Genomic DNA, 19,353 nt, shown 5'->3' with positions numbered 1-19,353 from the left:
TGCACGGGCAGCGGAATCCGGGTGGACGCTAGCACGGCGGGCGTGAAAAATGCGCAGCGCGTGCCGATATTTTCCAGGGAATCACGATGCCGGAAAGTTTTGACCTCGACCGCCTGCCGACGCCGATCGGGACGGCGCTATTGGTCACCGATGCCGACGGCCTGCTGCGCGCGCTGGATTGGGAGGACTATGAGCCGCGCATGCGGCGGTTGCTGCGCCTGCAATATGGCGCTATGGCGCTGAAGGACGCGCGGGCGCCGCGCGAGTTACGCGCCGCATTGACCGGCTATTTCAAGGGCGACATCGACCGCCTTGCGGGAATCGAATGGCGCGTCGGCGGCACGCCGTTCCAGCAAAAGGTCTGGCATGCGCTGCCAGGAATCCCTGCCGGCACCACGCTGAGCTACGGCGGGCTCGCCGCCCGGCTGGAAATGCCGCGCGCCGTCCGTGCCGTCGGCCACGCCAACGGCTCGAACCCGATCAGCGTGGTGCTGCCGTGCCACCGTCTGATCGGCAGCAGCGGTTCGCTGGTGAAGTATGGCGGCGGGCTCGAGCGCAAGCGCTGGCTGTTAAGGCACGAGGGCGTGGAGATCTGACAGACGTTTCCGTCATTCCGGGGCGCGCCTCTTGGCGTGAGCCCGGAATGACAGAGACCTACGCCGCCGGCTGCGCGACGTTGTCGTCGGTCGACAGCAGGTGAAGCAGCGCGCTCTTGATCGCGGCCTGCCGGGTCGGCGCGTTGATCTGGGCGCCGAGCAGGTCGGTGACGTAGAACACGTCGCGGGCGCGTTCGCCGAAGGTCGCGACATGGGCGGAGGCAATGTTGAGGTTGAGCTTTGAAATCGCGGTCGTCAGCTGATACAGCAGGCCGGGGCGGTCGAGGCCGGAGACCTCGATCACGGTGTAGCGTTCCGACCATTGGTTGTTGATGGTAACCTCCGGTTCGACCACGAAAGCGCGAACCTTGCCGCGGTTGCCCGCCTTGCGCGCCACCACTTCGGGCAGCCGCAGCTTGCCTTCCAGTACCTGTTCGATCATCTCGCCGATGCGGGTGGCGCGACGTCCCTCGTCCTCGTCGCGGTCGTATTCCCTCGAGATCGCGATGGTGTCGAGCGCGCGGCCGTCGGTCGTGGTGTAGATCTGCGCATCGACGATGTTGGCGCCGGCCGAGGCGCAGGCCCCCGCGATGATCGACAGCAGCCACGGATGGTCGGTCGCCAAAATCGTCAGCTCGGTGACGGCGCGCGCCTCGTCGAAGCCGACATTGATTGCAAGCTTTTCGGCGGCCTGCTCGCTGGCGCGGATGAAACGGGCCTGACGGATTTTTCGCTGCAGGTCGACCTTGAGCCAGTAGGCCGGGTAGTGCCGCCCGATATAGGCGTTGAGCTCGGCTTCCGGCCACTCGTTGAACGCAGCGCGGAATTCGGATTGCGCCACCGCGATGCGTCGCGCGCGGTTCACTTCCGAGAAGCCGCCGGTCAGCACCGGCTCGGTTTCGTAATATAGCGTGCGCAGCAACTGCGCCTTCCAGCCGTTCCAGACGCCGGGGCCGACGCCGCGGATGTCGGCGGTGGTCAGGATGGTCAACAGCTTCATCTGCTCGACCGATTGCACGACGGCGGCAAAGTTCTCGATCGTCTTGCGGTCGGAGAGGTCGCGCGACTGCGCCACCGTTGACATCGTCAGGTGTTCTTCGATCAGCCACGCCACGAGTTCGGTGTCGGCGGCGTTGAAGCCGAGCCGCGGACACAGCCGACGCGCTACCCGGGCGCCGCCGATCGAGTGGTCCTCGGGCCGGCCCTTGGCGACGTCGTGCAGAAGCGTCGTGATGTAGATCACCGCGCGATGTTCGGGCTGGATCTTGCGGAACAGGTCGGAGGCTACGATGAATTCGTCGTTGCCGCCGCGCTCGATCTCCTGCAGATGGCCGATGCAGCGGATCAGATGCTCGTCCACCGTGTAATGGTGGTACATGTTGAACTGCATCATCGACACGATCTTGCCGAAGGCGCGGATGAAGTGGCCGAGCACGCCGGTCTCGTTCATGCGCCGCAGCACGATCTCGGCATTGTCGGAGGTCAGGATCTCCATGAACAGCCGGTTGGCTTCCGGGTTCTCGCGTAGCTGGGAATTCACCAGCTTGAGCGAGCGCGTCACCGTGCGCATCGCGTCGGGGTGGAAAGCGAGGTTGTTCTTCTGCGCCAGCCGGAAGATCCGGATCAAATTGACCGGATCGTGCTTGAAGACGTCGGGTGCGGCGAGATTGATGCGGTTGTTGTCGATGATGAAGTCATCGCTTTCGGGCACCCGCCGCCGCTGCACGCCCGGCCGCAGCCGCGCCACCATCCGGCTCAGCACCGGTGCCGGCTTGGCCTGTTCGTCCTCCAGCTTGGCGCACAGGATCGCGGTCAGGTCGCCGACGTCCTTGGCGATCAGGAAGTAGTGCTTCATGAAGCGCTCGACATCCTGCATGCCGGGATGCGTCGTATAGCCAAGCCTTACTGCGATCTCGCGCTGCATGTCGAACGACAGCCGCTCCTCGGCGCGCCCCGAGACGAAATGCAGGTTGCAGCGCACCGACCACAGGAAGTCGGCGCAGCGGCGGAAGATCCGGTATTCCTGCGCGTCGAACACGCCGCGATCGACCAGTTCGCTGGTCTCGCGCACGCGATACACATACTTGGCGATCCAGAACAGCGTATGCAGGTCGCGCAGGCCGCCCTTGCCGTCCTTGACGTTGGGCTCGACCAGATAGCGCGATTGTCCGCCCCGGCGATGGCGTTCCTCGCGTTCGGCGAGCTTGGCGGTGACGAACTCAGAGGCCGTGCCCTGCACCACCTCCTTGTCGAACCGCTCTACCAGTTCATCGTACAGCGGCTGGTCGCCGGTCAAAAACCGCGTCTCCAGGATCGCGGTGCGGATCGTCATGTCGCCGCGCGCCTGGCGGATGCATTCGTCGACCGAGCGCGTGGCGTGGCCGACCTTCAGGCCCATGTCCCACAGGCAATAGAGAATGGCTTCGGCGACCTGTTCGCCCCAGGCGGTCTGCTTGTAGGGCAGGATGAACAGCAGATCGATGTCGGACTCCGGCGCCATCAGGCCGCGGCCATAGCCGCCGGTGGCGACGACTGCCATGCGCTCGGCGCCGGAGGGCACGTGCGAGCGATAGAGATGCCGCGTTGCCGCCGAATAGAGGATGCGGATGATCTCGTCCTGCATGAAGCAGAGCCGTTCCGCGCAGCGGCGGCCATTGCGGTCCTTCAGCAGAATGGCCTGCGCGGTGGCGCGCGCCGCGATCATCTCGGCCTTCAGCAGTTGCGCCAGAGCGGAGCGAAACACGTCCTCGCGGCCGGAATTTTTTTCCGCCAGCGCATCGACCGCTGCGGTGATCCGCGCGGTCTCGAAACGTTCATCCGCCCCGGGGCGGTCGTCAGTCACGAGGTTGTCCATCATCCATCCCGATATCGGACCGCGCGGGGGCTGTCACTGATGATTGTGGGCCGGCAGGGCATCTATGCTCGTTTCCGGATCGATAAGGGAAATTCGTCCTCAGGGAGGCGCATTGCGGGCATGTATTTTCTCGTTGCCTGACAGACTAACATGTTGAAAAACAATGATGATTTTCATTTGATCGGGAGCGGCTCCATGTCCAGAATTTCACGGCGCGCGTTGGCCGCCATCATTGCGGTCTCAACCTTGCTGCCCGGCGCGGCCTTTGCCGCCGACGCACTCAAGGAGATTCGAATCGACTGGGCGACCTACAACCCGGTCTCCATGGTGCTCAAGCAGAAGGGTCTCCTGGAGAAGGAATTCGCCAAGGACAGCATCAACGTCGTCTGGGTGCAATCCGCCGGCTCCAACAAGGCGCTCGAATTCCTCAACGCCGGCTCGATCGATTTCGGTTCGACCGCCGGCTCGGCGGCGCTGGTCGCCAGGATCAACGGCAATCCGATCAAGTCGATCTATGTCTATTCGCGCCCAGAATGGACCGCGCTGGTGACTGCAAAGGATTCCAAGGTCGCAAACGTCGTGGACCTCAAGGGCAAGCGCGTCGCGGTGACCCGCGGCACCGATCCGCACATCTTCCTGGTGCGCGCGCTGCTCGATGCTGGTTTGACCGAAAAAGACATCACGCCGGTGCTGCTGCAGCACGCCGACGGCAAGACCGCGCTGATCCGGGGCGACGTCGATGCTTGGGCCGGGCTCGATCCGATGATGGCCCAGGCCGAAGTCGAGGAGGGGGCAAAGCTGTTCTTCCGCAAGGCCGACGCCAATACCTGGGGTATCCTCAATGTGCGCGAGCAGTTTTTGAAGGATCATCCCGACGCCGTCCGCCGCGTGCTCGCGGTATACGAGGAGGCGCGCAAGTATTCGCTGGCCAATTACGACGACCTGAAGAAGACCTTCATCGGCGTGACCAAACTGCCCGAGGCCGTCGTTGACAAGCAGCTCAAGGAGCGTACCGAACTGACCCACAGCCGCATCGGTGCCCCGCAGCGCGCCTCCATCCTCGCCGCCGGTCTCGCGTTGCAGCAGGCCGGCGTGGTCGACGCCAAGGTCGACGTCAAGGCGACCCTGGATGCGCTGATCGACGACCAGGTCCCGCTGCCGACGAATTGAGGGAAGCGCATTGCCCTCGTCCCGGCGAAGGCCGGGCCCATACGCCACGGCCGTCATTGTGGTTCTCGATGGCTATCACCTTTATTCAACACCAAGCCGGTGGCTATGGGTCCCCGCCTTCGCGGGGACGACGAATGGATAGGGACGCGGCATATCCGCGACCTTGCAATCCCGTGCGAGAAGCGTTCTTGCTATGACCATGAGTGTCGAAATCCCCGCGCTGGAACGCCCCGATGCGATCGCCGCGTCGTCATCGCCGTCGCGGCTGCGCCGCTATGCGCGGCCGGCGCTCGGGCTGTTGCTGCCGGTCGGGCTCGCCATCGTCTGGGAAATCTGGGTCGGGCTCGGCTATTCCAACGGCCGGCTGGTGCCGCCGCCGACCAAAATCTTCGCAACCGTTATGGAGCTGGCGAAGAGCGGCGAGCTGTCGCGTCATATCACGGCGACGGTGACGCGGGTGGCCGCCGGCTTCGGCCTCGGCGTTGCCGCCGGAACCATACTTGGCGCGATCTCCGGCTATTGGGGCCTGGCGCGCCAATTGCTCGATCCGACGGTGCAGGCGCTGCGTGCGATCCCCTCGATCGCCTGGGTGCCGCTGTTCATCCTGTGGCTCGGCATTTTCGAGACGTCGAAGGTCGCGCTGATCGCGGTCGGGGTGTTCTTTCCGGTCTATCTCGGCGTGATGGGCGCGATCCTTTCGGTCGATCGCAAGATCGTCGAGGTCGGCCGCATCTTCCGCCTGTCCGGTCCGGCGATGATCCGCCGCATCCTGTTGCCGGCCGTCCTGCCGGCCTATGTCGTCGCGCTGCGCGTCGGCCTCGGCCTCGGCTGGATGTTCGTCGTCGCCGCCGAATTCATGGGCGCCTCCGAAGGCCTCGGCTATCTCCTGATCGACGGCCAGCAGCTCGGAAAACCGGCTCAGATCGTCGCTGCGATCGTGATCTTCGCGGTGCTCGGCAAGACCACCGACTGGCTGATCGAACTCGCCACCGCGCCGCTGCTGCGCTGGCAGGACGCGTTCGGCCGCCAAAGCGGAGCCGCCTGATGCTGGCGCTGGAGCAAGTCGGCAAGACCTATCCGAACGGCGTCCACGCGCTGGAACGGTTTTCCGCCGAGATCAAGCCCGGCGAGATCGTCGCCATCATCGGCGGCTCGGGCTGCGGAAAATCGACGCTGCTGCGCGCCATCGCCGGCCTCGACCGCGCCTCGACGGGCACGGTGACGCTGGACAACACGACGATCACCGCGCCGCACGCCAAGATCGGCATCATCTTCCAGGAGCCGCGGTTGCTGCCCTGGCTCAGCGTCGCCGACAACATCGGTTTTGGTCTGTCGGACCTGCCGGCGGAAGCGCGGCGCGAGAAAGTTTCGCGCGCGCTGGCCCGGGTCGGGCTCGCCGACAAGGCAAAGGCCTGGCCGCGCGAACTCTCCGGTGGGCAGGCGCAGCGGGTGGCGATCGCACGCGCGCTGGTGCCGCAGCCGGAAGTGCTGCTGCTTGACGAGCCTTTCTCCGCGCTCGACGCCTTCACGCGACGCGATCTGCAGGACCATCTGCTCGATCTCTGGAACGACACGCGGCCGACCCTTGTTCTGGTGACGCATGACGTCGACGAGGCCGTGGCACTTGCGGACCGCGTGCTGGTGATGCGGCCGCGTCCGGGGCGGCTGTTCGAGTCGATCCGGATCAACCTGACCCGGCCCCGCGACAGAAGTTCGCCATTATTTGATAATTTTAAGCGTCACGTGCTGACCTCGCTCGATCGCTCGCTCGACCGCAACGTGCCCGATGCCGACCCAAAAACCGTGGCCGGCGAAGCGATGTGGTGGTGACAGCGGGACAATTTCCAACTACATCCGGCTGGCAAAAATAACAGCCGGGAGACGAAGATGGATGCCGCCGAACTTCGCGCGATGCAGGCCCCGATCAAGGAACGCTATAAGACCGATCCTTCGGCTGCGGTCATTACCCTCAAAGCGAAGGGCTCTATCGACAATACTGACGGCCTCACCTGCAAGGTCGAGACCGGCCGCGCGCTGGCGATCGCCGGGCTTCATCCGGCTACCGGCGGCTCCGGCCTTGAACTGTGCTCCGGCGACATGCTGCTGGAAGCTCTGGTCGCCTGCGCGGGCGTCACGCTGAAGTCGGTCGCCACCGCCGTCGAGGTGCCGCTCAAGACCGGCAGTGTCATTGCCGAAGGCGATCTCGATTTTCGCGGCACGCTCGGCGTCGCCAAGGAGGCCCCGGTCGGATTCGAGGAAATTCGCCTGCGCTTCGAAGTTGATACCGACGCGTCGCAGGAAAAGCTCGACCTGCTGCTCAAACTCACCGAACGCTATTGCGTGGTCTACCAGACCATCAAGAACGGCCCGAAGGTTTCGGTGACGATGAAGCGGGTGTAAGCCCCAATTCGGTGTCGTCCCTGCGAACGCAGGGATCCATAGCCACCGAAGTCCATGGGTGCGGGAAGTGTCAGCCCACGCCTCCCAAAATCGAGAAGCCGCGGCGTATGGGTCCCTGCGTTCGCAGGGACGACGGATAGATGTCCCCCGAACTCGCCTTCGTCCTCGTTCTGGCCTTACGCATGGCGATCACAGCCGCGTTCGTGGTGACGGCCTCCATCGTCACTGAACGATCTGGCCCTGTGATCGGCGCGCTGATCGCGACGCTGCCGATCTCGGCAGGGCCGTCCTATGTGTTCCTCGCGCTCGATCACGATGCCGCCTTCATCGCCGAGGGCGCGCTGGCGAGCCTGCCGATCAACGCCGCAACGATTTTCCTCGGACTGACTTACGTCGTGCTGGCGCAGCGTCATGGCGCGCTGGTCAGCTGCCTCTCGGCGGTCGTCGTATGGTTCGGCCTCGCGGCGGTCATCCGCGCGGTGCCATGGTCGCTGGCGGGCGGCCTCATCGTGAACGTCATCGCCTACGTCATCTGCGTGCCGCTGCTGGCACGCTACCGCCACGCCAAAATGCCGCCGATCCGGCGGCGCTGGTACGACATCCCGCTGCGCGCATCGCTGGTCGCGACACTGGTGGCGACGGTGGTGACGACGTCGGCCTGGGTGGGGCCCAAGGTCAGCGGCATGATCGCGCTGTTCCCGATCGTGTTCACTTCCATGATGCTGATCCTGCATCCCCGCATCGGCGGTCCGCCGACTGCCGCCGTGCTCGCCAACAGCGCCTGGGGCCTGATCGGCCTCGGCATCGCGATTGCCGTTCTGCATGGCGCGGCGCTGCAATTCGGGTCGGCGATCGGGCTCAGCCTGGCGCTGGCGACGTGTGTGGTATGGAACCTGGGCCTGTGGTGGCTCGGGCGCAGGAAGGCCGCACATGCCGGCTCGCAAGTTTGATGGTGACCGAGAGCGAGACCCGCTAAACTGGCCACGCAACACAGCCGGGGCGCGCGGTGGAGGGATTATACAAGGTCGAATACGACATCAGCGGCGGCACCGGCCGCAGCGTGCTGTATGCCCGTGCCGGAACCATGCTCGGCGGCAATACGGCCTTCGCGCATTTCGGAACCTACGACGATATCGACGGCGAGATCGTTGCCAGGCTGCGAACCCGGCGACACAGCCCATCGCCGCATCGGAGAAACCTGGTCAGCGCCGACGCGGTCACCATCAACATACGCGGCAGGCCGCAGGGCGATGTATGGCACTTCGCAGGCAACGTCCTCGAAGACGCTGGCTCGGTGTTCTGTGCCGTCATGACGCCGCTCGGCAACGACGATATCCCGCCTCCGGGTCCGGTCGGCGAGGGCGGCATCGTCAGTGGGCTTTACTCGATCGACATCCGGATGCTGGACGGCCTCGCCGGCGGGCAGACCGGCGTGATGCTGCTGAAGGACGGCCGCATCCTCGGCGGCGACGCGTTCTTCTATTATCTCGGCGCCTACAGCTCTTCGAACGGCCGCTGGAAGGGCGAGTTCGTCAACCAGGAACATACCCCGGCCAAGGACGAGCATCCGCTGTTCGGCGGCCACGAGGTCGGCATCGGTTTTTCGGGCCGCTGCAGCGCCGATGGTGCCGAGATCGAGGCGACCGCGCTCGTCGGAAAGCGCAGCATCCGCTTCGCGGCGACGCTGAAATTGATACAGCCCTTTGCCGGGTGAGGGCGGGCTACGGCCGTCACCCCTTCGGCAGCTTCGCCTTCAGCGCATACAGCGCCTCCAGCGCCTCGCGCGGCGACATCTCGTCGGGGTGCAGCGCCTTCACCGCTTCCATCAACTTCTCCGCCTCGCTCGGTGGCGCGGCCTCGGCGGCGGCGCGGGAGGGAACGGCGAACAGCGGCAGGTCATCGGCGAGCGCCCGCGCCGTCTGGCCGCGGTCCTGGGCCTCGAGTTTCGCCAGCACCGACTTGGCGCGGGCGATCACCGCCGGCGGAAGCCCTGCGAGTTTCGCAACCTGGATGCCGTAGGAGCGGTCGGCCGAGCCGGGGAGCACCTCGTGCAGGAACACGACGTCGCCCTGCCACTCCTTGACCCGCACCGTGGCGTTGAACATTCGCGGCAGTTTGGCGGAAAGCGCGGTCAGTTCGTGATAGTGAGTGGCGAACAGGGCGCGGCAGCGGTTGGCTTCATGCAAATGCTCGATCGCGGCCCAGGCGATCGACAGCCCGTCGAAGGTGGCGGTGCCGCGGCCGATCTCGTCGAGGATGACCAGCGAACGCTCGCTGGCTTGATTGAGGATGACGGCGGTCTCGACCATCTCGACCATGAAGGTCGATCGTCCGCGCGCGAGATCGTCCGCCGCGCCGACGCGGCTGAACAGGCGGTCGATGACGCCGATCCGCGCCTTCGAGGCGGGCACGTAGGAGCCGATCTGCGCCAGCAGCGCGATAAGCGCATTCTGGCGCAGGAAGGTCGATTTACCCGCCATGTTCGGGCCGGTGATCAGCCAGATCTGTCCGGATTTCTGCGCGGGGCCGGGGGAGAGATCGCAGGCATTCGCAATGAACGGCTGGCCGTCGCGCTTCAGCGCTTGTTCGACCACTGGATGCCGGCCGCCTTCGACGGCGAAGCCCAGCGAGCCATCGACCTCGGGCCGGACGTAATTATCGTCGACGGCGAGTTTCGCCAGCGATGTGGCGACGTCGAGCATCGCGAAGGCATGCGCCGCGCTGCGCAGATCGTCGCTGGCGGCAAGCGCCATCGCGCAGAGCCGCTCGAAGATTTCCAGCTCCAGATTGAGCGCGCGGTCGCCGGCGTTGGCGATCTTGGCTTCGATCTCGCCGAGTTCGGCGGTGGTGAAGCGAACCTGCCCCGCCAGCGTCTGGCGATGGATGAAGGTCGCATTCAGCGGCGGCGCCATCAATTTGTCGCCGTGCTGGGCGGTCACCTCGACGAAATAGCCCAGCACGTTGTTGTGCCGGATCTTCAGCGCCTTGATGCCGGTATCCTCGGCATAGCGCGCCTGCATCGCGGCGACGACGAGGCGCGAGGCATCGCGCAGGTTCCGGCTTTCGTCCAACGCAGGCTCATAACCTTCACTGATGAAGCCGCCGTCGCGTTTGATCAGCGGCAGTTGCTCGGCCAGCGCGCGTTCGAACTCGCGGGCGAGCTCGCGCGAGGGCCGGCGCAGCGCCTCCATCACGGCCGCGATTTCCGGCGGCGGCGTTTCGAGCTGCGCGAGTCGGGCCAGCGCCTGATCTGCCGCGAGGATGCCGTCGCGCAGGCCGGCCAGGTCGCGCGGTCCGCCGCGTCCGACCGACAGCCGCGCCAGTGCGCGCGACATGTCGGGCGCGGCCTTGAGTGTGGTCCGGACATCGTCGCGCGCTGCGCTGTCGGCGACGAACGTCGCAATCGCATCCAGCCGTCGCGCGATGCCCGCGCTGTCGGTGAGCGGCGCGGCGAGGCGCTGCGCCAATAGCCGCGAGCCGGCCGCGGTAACCGTGCAATCGATCGCATCGAGCAGCGATCCGCGCCGCTCGCCTGATAGCGTGCGGGTCAGTTCGAGATTGGCGCGGGTGGCGGGATCGATCGCCATCGTGGTGCCGGCGGCCTCGCGCGCGGGCGGCGACAGCGGCGGGCGCTTACCGACCTGGGTGCGATCGATATAGGTGACGGCGGCGGCCGACGCGGTCGCCTCCAGCCGCGACATTGCGGCCAGGCCGTCCATGGTCGCGACCGCGAAATAATCGCACAGCCGCCGCTCCGCGGTGGCGCCGTCGAAGACGTCGCGGGTCAGCGGCGTCACCGAGGGCAGTTCGCGCAGCAAAGGTCCCAGCTCGGCATCGCCATACAGCGTGTCGGTAACGATCACCTCATTGGGATTGATGCGCGCCAGCGTCGCCGCCAGTTCCGCGGTCGCGCATTCCGTGACCATGAACTCGGACGTCGAAATGTCGATCCAGGCAAGTCCCACCCGGTCGCCGCCGCTCGATCCGCGGGCGCGCGCAATCGCCAGCAGGTAGTTGTTGGTGCGCGCGTCCAGCAGCGTGTCTTCAGTCAACGTTCCCGGCGTCACCAGCCGCACCACGCCGCGGGCCACCGGGCCCTTGTTGCCGCGGGCGCGGGCGGCGGCCGGATTCTCGGTCTGCTCGCATACGGCCACGCGATGGCCGGCATTGATCAGGCGGTGCAGATAGTCCTCGGAACGCTCCACCGGCACGCCGCACATCGGGATATCCATGCCCTGATGCTTGCCGCGCTTGGTCAGCACGATGCCGAGCGTGCGGGAGGCGATCTCGGCATCCTCGAAGAACAGCTCGTAGAAATCGCCCATCCGGTAGAACAGCAGTAACCCCGGATGGGCGGCCTTGATCTCGAGGTACTGTTCCATCATCGGCGTGACGCGCGAATGGGCGTCAGCGGCCGGCGTGGCTTCGGGCAGTGCGGGGGCGGGGATGGATTGCTGGATCGTCATTGCGCCGCAAACTACAAAATTTCGTCGCCGGGTCCTATTCACTTGCCCGCATTGTCAGAGTTTTCCACGTCCCGCCGCCGGCTGTTGATCACATCAGCGTTGAAGGCATGGCGGACCTCCCGCGAAAGCTCCGTCCGGGAGCGATGCCTCAATTGACCTGCGGCGGGCGCGCTCCTAAAACTCGCCATCAACCCAGCGGAACAACGCCTAACGCGCGGCATTCAGGGAGAGATTTGATGCGTGATGTGTTCATTTGCGATGCCGTCCGGACCCCGATCGGCCGTTTCGGCGGCTCGCTCGCCAAGGTGCGCGCCGACGATCTGGCCGCCGTTCCGATCAAGGCGCTGATGGCGAAGCATCCCGGCCTCGACTGGGCCGCCGTCGATGAGGTGTTTTTCGGCTGCGCCAACCAGGCCGGCGAGGACAACCGCAACGTGGCGCGGATGGCGCTGCTGCTGGCGGGCATGCCGGAAACGGTTCCCGGGCAGACCCTCAATCGCCTCTGCGCCTCCGGCCTCGATGCGGTCGGCGCTGCGGGCCGCGCGATCCGCTCCGGCGAGATCGATTTCGCGATTGCCGGCGGCGTCGAGTCGATGACCCGCGCGCCGTTCGTGATGGGCAAGGCGCCCGAGGCGTTCGCGCGCTCGGCCGAGATCTACGACACCACCATCGGCTGGCGCTTCATCAACCCCCTGATGAAGGCGCAGTATGGCGTCGACGCGATGCCGGAGACCGGCGAGAACGTCGCCGAGGAATTCCAGGTCTCGCGGGCCGACCAGGACGCGATGGCGATCCGCTCGCAGCAGCGCGCGGGCGCTGCGATCGCTTCGGGTTATTTCGCCGAGGAAATCACGCCCGTCTCGGTGCCGGGCGGCAAGGCCGGTCCGATCACGGTCGACAAGGATGAGCATCCGCGCCCGGAGACCACGCTGGAAGGCCTGACCAAATTGAAGCCGATCGTGCGCAATCCCGGCACGGTCACCGCAGGCAATGCGTCGGGCGTCAATGACGGTGCAGCGGCGATGATTCTGGCGTCCGAGGCCGCTGTGAAGAAGCACGGGCTGACCCCGCGGGCGCGCATCCTCGGGCTGGCGTCGGCGGCGGTGCCGCCGCGTATCATGGGCATTGGCCCGGTGCCGGCGACCAGGAAGCTGATGGAGCGGCTCGGCATCAAGATCTCCGATTTCGATTTGATCGAGCTCAATGAAGCCTTTGCCTCGCAGGGCATAGCCTGTCTGCGGCAACTGGGCGTCAAGGACGACGCCGACTTCGTCAACCCGCATGGCGGCGCGATTGCGCTGGGCCATCCGCTCGGCATGAGCGGCGCGCGGCTGGCGCTGACGGCGGTGCACGGCATGGAGAAGCGGGGTGGGAAGCTTGCCTTGGCAACCATGTGCGTCGGCGTCGGCCAGGGCGTTGCGGTCGCCATCGAGAAGATCAACTGACGCTGGCAGTGTCATTCCGGGGCGATGCGTAGCATCGAGCCCGGAATCCAACTGTCCACAGAACGAGTTGAGAAATGGATTCCGGGTTCGCGCTATGCGCGCCCCGGAATGACGGAGGAGAGTGCCGCAAAACGGCCCTTTCCCAAATTAGTTATATACTATAATGATCGGCAGCGCCGCCTGAACGGAGCGCGACGAGGGGAGGATAAGTCATGACATTGGTCTATCCAGTGCAGAGCCTCGCGGCGCATCCCCCGCGGCTGTCTCCCGCCTACAAGAGCACTGTCAAGCGCTCGCCGACCAAGCCGTTGATCCCGATGCGGCACACGCTGTCGGAGCTGACCGGGCCGGTCTACGGCCACGAAACGGTGCGCGAGCACGACCACGACCTCACCGTTCATGGCAAAGCTGAGCCGATCGGCGAGCGCATCATCGTGCATGGCCACGTGCTCGATGAAGACGGCCGCGGCGTGCCGAATGCGCTGGTCGAACTTTGGCAGGCCAATTCCTGCGGCCGCTATGTCCATGTCGTCGATCAGCATCCCGCGCCGCTCGATCCGAACTTTACGGGTGCCGGCCGCGCGCAGACGGATGAGAAAGGCTACTACCGCTTCGTCACCATCAAGCCGGGCGCGTATCCCTGGGGCAATCATCACAACGCCTGGCGGCCGGCCCACATCCACTTCTCGGTGTTCGGCTATTCCTTCGTATCGCGTCTCGTCACGCAGATGTATTTCCCCGGCGATCCGCTGTTTCCGTTCGATCCGATCTTCAATTCGGTGACCGATGAGAAGGCGCGCAACCGGATGATCTCGTCATTCGATCTGGAGAACACCAAGCCGGATTGGGCGCTGTGCTACCGCTTCGACATTGTGCTGCGCGGGCGCAATGCCACGCCGATGGAGACCAAGTAAGTGTCACAGACCAAACCGGACGGGGTCACCCCGTCGCAAACCGTCGGTCCCTATTTCGCCTACGGCCTGACGCCGGGCGACAAATATGACTGGAACGATGCCTTCGGCAACAACCTCGCCACCCCGGATGCATCGGGCGAGCGCATCCGCGTCGAGGGTACGGTGTTCGACGGCGACGGCGCGCCCGTCGTCGATTGCATGCTGGAGGTCTGGCAGGCGGACGCGCAGGGCCGCTTCTCCGATCCGCAGGACAAGCGCGCCATCCCGAACTCGTCGTTCAAGGGATTCGGCCGCGTCGGCACCGACGCGAAGGGCGGGTACGCCTTCGACACCATCAAGCCGGGCAGCGTGCCCGATCCCGACGGCAAGCCGCAGGCGCCGCATATCGTGATCGCGATCTACGCCCGTGGCATGCTGCTGCATCTCTATTCGCGGATTTATTTCGACGGCGATGCGGCCAACGCCGCCGATCCGGTGCTGGCACTGGTGCCCGCCGACCGACGCGCCACGCTGATCGCAACGCGGCAGCCGGGCGATAAGGCGGTCTACCGTTTCGACATCCATCTGCAGGGCGACAAAGAGACGGTGTTCTTCGACGTCTGACCGGCGTTTTTCTTATCCTTTCCTGGAGGGGGAGGATCGACGCGCAACGCGCGGCGAGGTGGGGTGACGGTCTCTCCACGTCCGACCGCGCCCGAGTGGAGGGACTGTCCCCACCCCGACTCACATGGCGCTGCGCTCCATGTGAGTCGACCCGCCCCCTCAAAGGGCGGGTGAAGTCCGAAAGCCGTGCCTTGATCACCACGCCTGCCAAATTCCTGACCGGGCTGATCGGCGCGCCGATCGCAGCATCCGCCGCGCCGGCGATGCACGAGAGGGCGGCCGAGGCGCTCGGTGTGCGCTGCCACTATCAGCTGATCGAGGTCGCCGGCGCCGATCCGGCAACCCTGCGCGCGCTGCTCGACGGCGTCAGGCGCCTCGGCTTCGCCGGCGTCAACGTCACCTTTCCCTACAAGGAGGCCGTGATCCCGTTGCTCGACGAGATGTCGGCGCGGGCGCGCGATATCGGCGCGGTCAACACCGTCGTCGTGCGCGACGGACGGCTGATCGGCCACAACACCGACACCTCGGGTTTTGAGCGCGCGATCTACGAGATGGGCGTCGTCACGTCTCGCGGCGCCGTCGCGCTGATCGGAGCCGGCGGCGTCGGCAAGGCGATCGCATTCGCGCTGGCTAGTCTCGGCGTCGCCGAACTCGGCATTTTCGATGCCGATCGCGCCAAGGCCGAAGCGCTGGCGCTGCAATTGCGCGGCCGTCTGCAAACGCGGGTATCCGACGATGTCGCCGGCGCGTTGCAGGGCGCGGCCGGCGTGGTCAACGCAACGCCGGTCGGCATGCTGCCCGATCGCGGCATGGCCGTGCCGGAAGCGCTGCTGCATCGCGACCTCTGGGTCGCCGACGCGGTCTATACGCCGCTATGGACGCCGCTGCTGACGGCAGCAAGGGAACGAGGCGCCACGGTCATGACCGGTCGCGAGCTTGCGATCTACCAGGCCGCGGATGCCTTCGAGCTGTTCACCGGCTTGAAGCCGCCGGTTGACGCCATCGGCACAGCGTTCGACGCTGCGATGGCAAGCCGATACGCCGCCAGGTGACGGCTACTCGATCACCGCATGATCGGGCGCCGCCGACTGTGCGCGCAGGGCGGCCTTGGTCGAGCCGATCATGATGGCAAGCGGGATCGCGCAGGCGGTGAAGATCATCACCATCTGGTAGTCGTGCGAGAATGCGATGATCTGCGCCTGCACCTTGACCAGCATATCAGCCACGGCGCGGCCCTGGTCGGTCGCAAGATCGATCATGCCGCGCACGTTCGGCATCTGCAGGGCATGATTGAACGGATTGATATTCTCCGACAAGATCGCGTAGGTGTGGCGCGTGCCCTGCGTCAGCTGCGCGATGACGAGCGAAATCCCGATCGAGCTGGCGACGTTGCGCATCAGCGTCAGCATCGAGGTGCCGTCGGTGCGCAGATGATTGGGCAGCGTCAGGAACGCAACGGTGGAGAGCGGCACGAACACCAGGCCGAAGCCAAAACCCTGCACCACGCTGATGACCACGATTTCGGTGACGCCGGTCTGGTCGGTCCAGCCGGTCATGTAGAACAGCGACATGGTGGTGATGCTGAGGCCCGAGATGATCAGCGTGCGAGCCTCGATATAACGCATCAGGCGGCCGACCAGCATCATCGCCACGAACGTGCCGCAGCCGCGGGTCGCCAGCAGCAGGCCGGCCGTGATGATCGGATAGCCGATTACGTTCTGCAGGAACGGCGACGACAGCGCCATGGTCGAGAACAGCACCAGCCCCATCACGGCCATGAACACGCAGCCGCCGACGAAATTCCTGTCCTTGAACAGCGCAAACTGAATGAATGGACGCTGCGCGGTCAGCGAATGTGCCAGGAAGTAGTAGAAGCCGATGGCGGAGACGATGAACTCGGCGATGATCTCGTTGGATTCCAGCCAGTCGAGCTGCTCGCCGCGATCGAGCGCGAGCTGCAGCGCGCCGATCGCGACCGCCAGCGCGGTGAAGCCGAACCAGTCGAAGCGCAGCGCGGCGTCCTTCTTCGTTTCGTCCATGAAGATCATGAGGCCGAGCACGGTGATGACGCCGAACGGCAGGTTGACGAAGAACACCCAGTGCCAGGAATAGGTCTCGGTCAGCCAGGCGCCGAGCGACGGGCCCATGATCGGCCCCATCATCACGCCCATGCCCCAGATCGCCATCGCCTTCGCGCGTTCCTGCAGCGTGTAGGAATCGAGCATCACGGCCTGCGACAGCGGCACCAGCGCTGCGCCGAACACGCCCTGCAGCAGTCGAAACAGCACCATCTGGGTGATGTCCTGCGCCAGCCCGCACATCACCGACGCAATGGTGAAGCCGGCCGAGCAGATGATGAAGATGCGTTTGCGGCCGAAGCGGTTGGCGATCCAGCCCACCGGTGCGGTCATGATCGCGGCGGCGACGATATAGGAGGTCAGCACCCAGTTGATCTGGTCCTGCGAGGCCGACAGCGTGCCCTGCATATAGGGCAGCGCGACGTTGGCAATGGTCGTATCGAGCGCCTGCATGATCGTCGCGGTCATGGCGCAAATCGTCACCATATTCCGGCGAAGGCCCGGAACGGCAGCCGTTGGTGCGTCCGGCGTGGCCATGCGGTCTACTCAGGATCGTGGTTCGCCACCGCCGGCGTCAGGCCGAGCAGGGCGGCCAGCGAGCGGCGATGGTTGGTGTCGATCGTGGCGTAGACGCTCATGCCGGCCTTCAGCTTGCGGACGAACTTGTCGTTCTTGTCGAAATAGATCCGCACCGGCACGCGTTGCACCACTTTCACGAAATTGCCCGACGCGTTCTGGGGCGGCAGGATCGCAAACTGCGCGCCGGTGCCGGGCGAGAGCGAACCGATCGTGCCCTTGAACACATGATTGGGAAACGCATCGACCTCAATCGTGACGGTCTGGCCCACCGCGACATGGGTAAAATCCGACTCCTTCGGATTGGCATCGACCCACGGATTGGAAGTGTCGATGATGCTGAACACCGCCATGCCGGCGGTCACGAAGCGGCCGAGCTGAATCTGCTCGACTTGTGTCGCGATGCCGGCCATCGGCGCGCGCATCACCGTGTGGTCGAGGTTGCGCTGGGCCTGGTCGAGCGCCGCCTTGGCCTGGGCAAAGGGTGGGAATTCGGCGATCGGCAGCTCGGGGTTGCCCAGCAGCTGCGCCCTGGCAGTGGCGATCTTCTGCTGCAGCAACTGGTACTGCGCGCTCGCGGTGACGAGCGCGGTGGACGCGTTGTCGAGGTCGAGCTGTGAGCCGAAGTTGTTCTTCACCAGCGACGACTTGCGATCGACATCGCGCTTTTTGAGATCCATGCCCTGCTGCGAAAGCTCGGCCATCTGGCCGTAGATCTTGAGGTCGGCAACCAGATTGTCATAGGTGACGTTGGCTTGCGCGAGGTTGGCCTTCGCCTGCGCGACGGCGAGGCGGAACGGCACCGGATCGATCTCGAACAGAACGTCGCCGGGGTTGACCTGCTGGCCCTCCTTCACCACGACTTTCTCGATCTTGCCGGAGATGTCGGGCGTGATCAGGATCTTTTGCGCACCGACATAGGCGTCGTCGGTGGTCACGTAGCGGCCGCCATTGAGATAGAACGTCACGCCGGCCACCAGCGCGAGCAGCGGCAGCGCCACCAGCAAAAGAAAGCGGCGGTAGCGCCGAAGGCCGGCCACCAGCCGGTGCCGCGGTTCTGCGGCTTTCGGCTGCGACGGCGTCACCTTCTGTTCGGGCGGGAATTTGAGCACGGGATCAGCCATAACGCTGTTCCTTTCGCGGTGGTTCGTTCGCCGGATTCTGGATCGCGTTGCGAACGTTCTCCTTGATCAGGTCGAGTTGTTCGAGAAGACGGTGGGCGTCGGCGGGGTTGATGCCGTCGAGCGCGGTCGCGGTCAATTCGGAGCGCAGCCCGGCGAGCTTGCCGAGCAGGGGGCGCGCGGCCTTGCGCAGATAGAGGCGGTTGACGCGGCGGTCTTTCTCGTCACCGCGGCGTTCGATCCAGCCATTGTCGCAGAGCCTGTCGATCAGCCGCGTCAGCGTGATCGGCTGCATCTCCATCTGTTCGGCGAGTTCCGACTGCTTCAGGCCCTCGGTGCGTTCGACCTTGGCCAGCACCGCCCATTGCGCGCGGGTGATGCCGTAGCGCGCCGCCTGGCGGTCGGCATAGGCGCGCACCATCCGCTGCACCTCGCCGAGGGTAAACAGGAAGTTGATATCCACAGAACCGCGCACCGGCCTCGCCTCCATAAGCTTGCCATATAATAAGCTTGCTTATGACTATGGCATGGCGCGTTAACAATGGCCTGATCCGCTTCCAGCACATGGCTGGGGAACCGGGAGGCGGCCGGGCTTTGGGATTGGCCCCCGAACGGCTAAACTGCTACAAGCGCGTCAGATGACCCCGACCAGGCCGACATTTCCTGCGCCCGACCACGATCACGGCCGCTGCGCCGCGGACGCAATGGCGCATGCGGAAGAAGTCTGCGCCCGGCGAACCCAGAAATTCACCCCGATCCGGCGCCAGGTGCTGCAGGCGCTGCTGTCGAGCCACCGCCCGCTCGGCGCCTATGAGGTGATCGACGAACTCGCCAAATCGATGCCGCGGCCGGCGCCGATCACGGTCTACCGCGCGCTGGATTTTTTGATGGAAAACGGCCTCGTCCACCGGATCGAGAGCCGCAACGCCTTCCTCGCTTGCGCGCACGACCATGACGAAACCTCGATGGTCGCGTTTCTGATCTGCGACCATTGCGGCTCGGTCGGAGAAATCCCTGCCGCGCCGGTGGCGCAGAGCCTCAATGCGGCGGCGCGCGCCTTCGGATTTGCTCCAAAACTTTCGGTGGTCGAGATCGCCGGCACCTGCGCGCACTGTCAGAAATAACAACAC

17 protein-coding genes are annotated in these 19,353 nt (G+C 65.3%); 12 read left to right on the top strand and 5 right to left on the bottom strand.

All coding sequences use genetic code 11. From position 1 onward, the window contains the following. Positions 1-86 precede the first annotated feature (86 nt). Positions 87-596 (top strand): methylated-DNA--[protein]-cysteine S-methyltransferase, encoded by a 510-nt coding sequence (locus QUH67_RS34070; RefSeq protein WP_300944406.1) that lies wholly within the window; start codon positions 87-89, stop codon positions 594-596. Positions 597-654: 58 nt separating this feature from the next. Here the strand turns inward: QUH67_RS34070 and QUH67_RS34065 are convergent, their stop codons facing one another. After that, positions 655-3,450, bottom strand: a complete 2,796-nt coding sequence (locus QUH67_RS34065) for a [protein-PII] uridylyltransferase (RefSeq protein WP_300944405.1) — start codon at positions 3,448-3,450, stop codon at positions 655-657. A gap of 195 nt (positions 3,451-3,645) precedes the next feature. Here QUH67_RS34065 and QUH67_RS34060 point away from each other — a divergent pair, with 195 nt between their 5' ends. The 6 genes from QUH67_RS34060 (at position 3,646) to QUH67_RS34035 (ending at position 8,734) form a co-directional block, all read left to right on the top strand. Beyond that, complete coding sequence (locus QUH67_RS34060) at positions 3,646-4,620, top strand: aliphatic sulfonate ABC transporter substrate-binding protein (RefSeq protein WP_300944403.1); 975 nt, start codon at positions 3,646-3,648, stop codon at positions 4,618-4,620. A gap of 193 nt (positions 4,621-4,813) precedes the next feature. Next, a complete protein-coding gene (locus QUH67_RS34055; protein ID WP_300944401.1) occupies positions 4,814-5,665 on the top strand; it encodes an ABC transporter permease in 852 nt (283 codons plus the stop codon). Then, positions 5,665-6,450, top strand: a complete 786-nt coding sequence (locus QUH67_RS34050; protein WP_300944400.1) for an ABC transporter ATP-binding protein — start codon at positions 5,665-5,667, stop codon at positions 6,448-6,450. Before QUH67_RS34055 ends, QUH67_RS34050 begins: the two co-directional genes overlap by 1 nt. Positions 6,451-6,507: 57 nt before the next feature. Then, entirely contained in the window at positions 6,508-7,020 is a 513-nt protein-coding gene (locus QUH67_RS34045) for an OsmC family protein (protein WP_300944398.1), read from the top strand. A gap of 140 nt (positions 7,021-7,160) precedes the next feature. Continuing rightward, positions 7,161-7,970, top strand: coding sequence for a hypothetical protein (locus QUH67_RS34040; protein ID WP_300944397.1), 810 nt, complete (start codon positions 7,161-7,163; stop codon positions 7,968-7,970). Positions 7,971-8,026: 56 nt separating this feature from the next. After that, positions 8,027-8,734: a hypothetical protein gene (locus QUH67_RS34035; RefSeq protein ID WP_300944396.1), complete on the top strand. Its 708-nt coding sequence runs from the start codon at positions 8,027-8,029 to the stop codon at positions 8,732-8,734. Positions 8,735-8,750: 16 nt separating this feature from the next. Here QUH67_RS34035 and mutS read toward each other — a convergent pair whose 3' ends face one another. Beyond that, complete coding sequence (gene mutS / locus QUH67_RS34030; protein ID WP_300944394.1) at positions 8,751-11,486, bottom strand: DNA mismatch repair protein MutS; 2,736 nt, start codon at positions 11,484-11,486, stop codon at positions 8,751-8,753. 236 nt (positions 11,487-11,722) lie between these two features. On the opposite strand from mutS, the gene pcaF reads away from it, so the two are divergent. The 4 genes from pcaF to QUH67_RS34010 all read left to right on the top strand — a co-directional run bounded on the left by pcaF (position 11,723) and on the right by QUH67_RS34010 (position 15,500). Beyond that, a complete protein-coding gene (gene pcaF / locus QUH67_RS34025) occupies positions 11,723-12,931 on the top strand; it encodes a 3-oxoadipyl-CoA thiolase (protein WP_300944393.1) in 1,209 nt (402 codons plus the stop codon). Positions 12,932-13,143: 212 nt separating this feature from the next. Further along, positions 13,144-13,845, top strand: a complete 702-nt coding sequence (pcaH, locus tag QUH67_RS34020; protein ID WP_300944392.1) for a protocatechuate 3,4-dioxygenase subunit beta — start codon at positions 13,144-13,146, stop codon at positions 13,843-13,845. Continuing rightward, positions 13,846-14,448, top strand: a complete 603-nt coding sequence (pcaG, locus tag QUH67_RS34015; protein WP_300944391.1) for a protocatechuate 3,4-dioxygenase subunit alpha — start codon at positions 13,846-13,848, stop codon at positions 14,446-14,448. A gap of 191 nt (positions 14,449-14,639) precedes the next feature. Further along, positions 14,640-15,500 (top strand): shikimate dehydrogenase, encoded by an 861-nt coding sequence (locus QUH67_RS34010; RefSeq protein WP_300944390.1) that lies wholly within the window; start codon positions 14,640-14,642, stop codon positions 15,498-15,500. A 3-nt stretch (positions 15,501-15,503) separates the two neighbouring features. On the opposite strand, the gene QUH67_RS34005 is transcribed toward QUH67_RS34010, so the two are convergent. From QUH67_RS34005 to QUH67_RS33995, 3 genes are read right to left on the bottom strand one after another with little or no spacing between them, the layout of a single operon-like run. Continuing rightward, the gene (locus QUH67_RS34005; protein WP_300944389.1) at positions 15,504-17,063 is read right to left on the bottom strand and encodes an MDR family MFS transporter; all 1,560 of its coding nucleotides are present in this window, start codon (positions 17,061-17,063) and stop codon (positions 15,504-15,506) included. A gap of 5 nt (positions 17,064-17,068) precedes the next feature. Continuing rightward, on the bottom strand, positions 17,069-18,226 hold the full coding sequence (locus QUH67_RS34000; protein ID WP_300944387.1) for an HlyD family secretion protein: 1,158 nt from the start codon (positions 18,224-18,226) through the stop codon (positions 17,069-17,071). After that, positions 18,219-18,713, bottom strand: a complete 495-nt coding sequence (locus QUH67_RS33995) for a MarR family winged helix-turn-helix transcriptional regulator (RefSeq protein ID WP_300944386.1) — start codon at positions 18,711-18,713, stop codon at positions 18,219-18,221. The genes QUH67_RS34000 and QUH67_RS33995 overlap by 8 nt, the downstream gene beginning before the upstream one ends. 148 nt (positions 18,714-18,861) lie before the next feature. Between QUH67_RS33995 and QUH67_RS33990 the strand changes: the two genes are divergently transcribed. Further along, complete coding sequence (locus QUH67_RS33990; protein WP_300944384.1) at positions 18,862-19,347, top strand: Fur family transcriptional regulator; 486 nt, start codon at positions 18,862-18,864, stop codon at positions 19,345-19,347. Positions 19,348-19,353 lie beyond the last annotated feature (6 nt).

This window comes from Bradyrhizobium roseum (assembly GCF_030413175.1).
GTDB lineage: Bacteria > Pseudomonadota > Alphaproteobacteria > Rhizobiales > Xanthobacteraceae > Bradyrhizobium > Bradyrhizobium roseum.
Note: the sequence above shows the minus strand (reverse complement) of the source record. Positions and strands in the feature narration are given on the sequence as shown.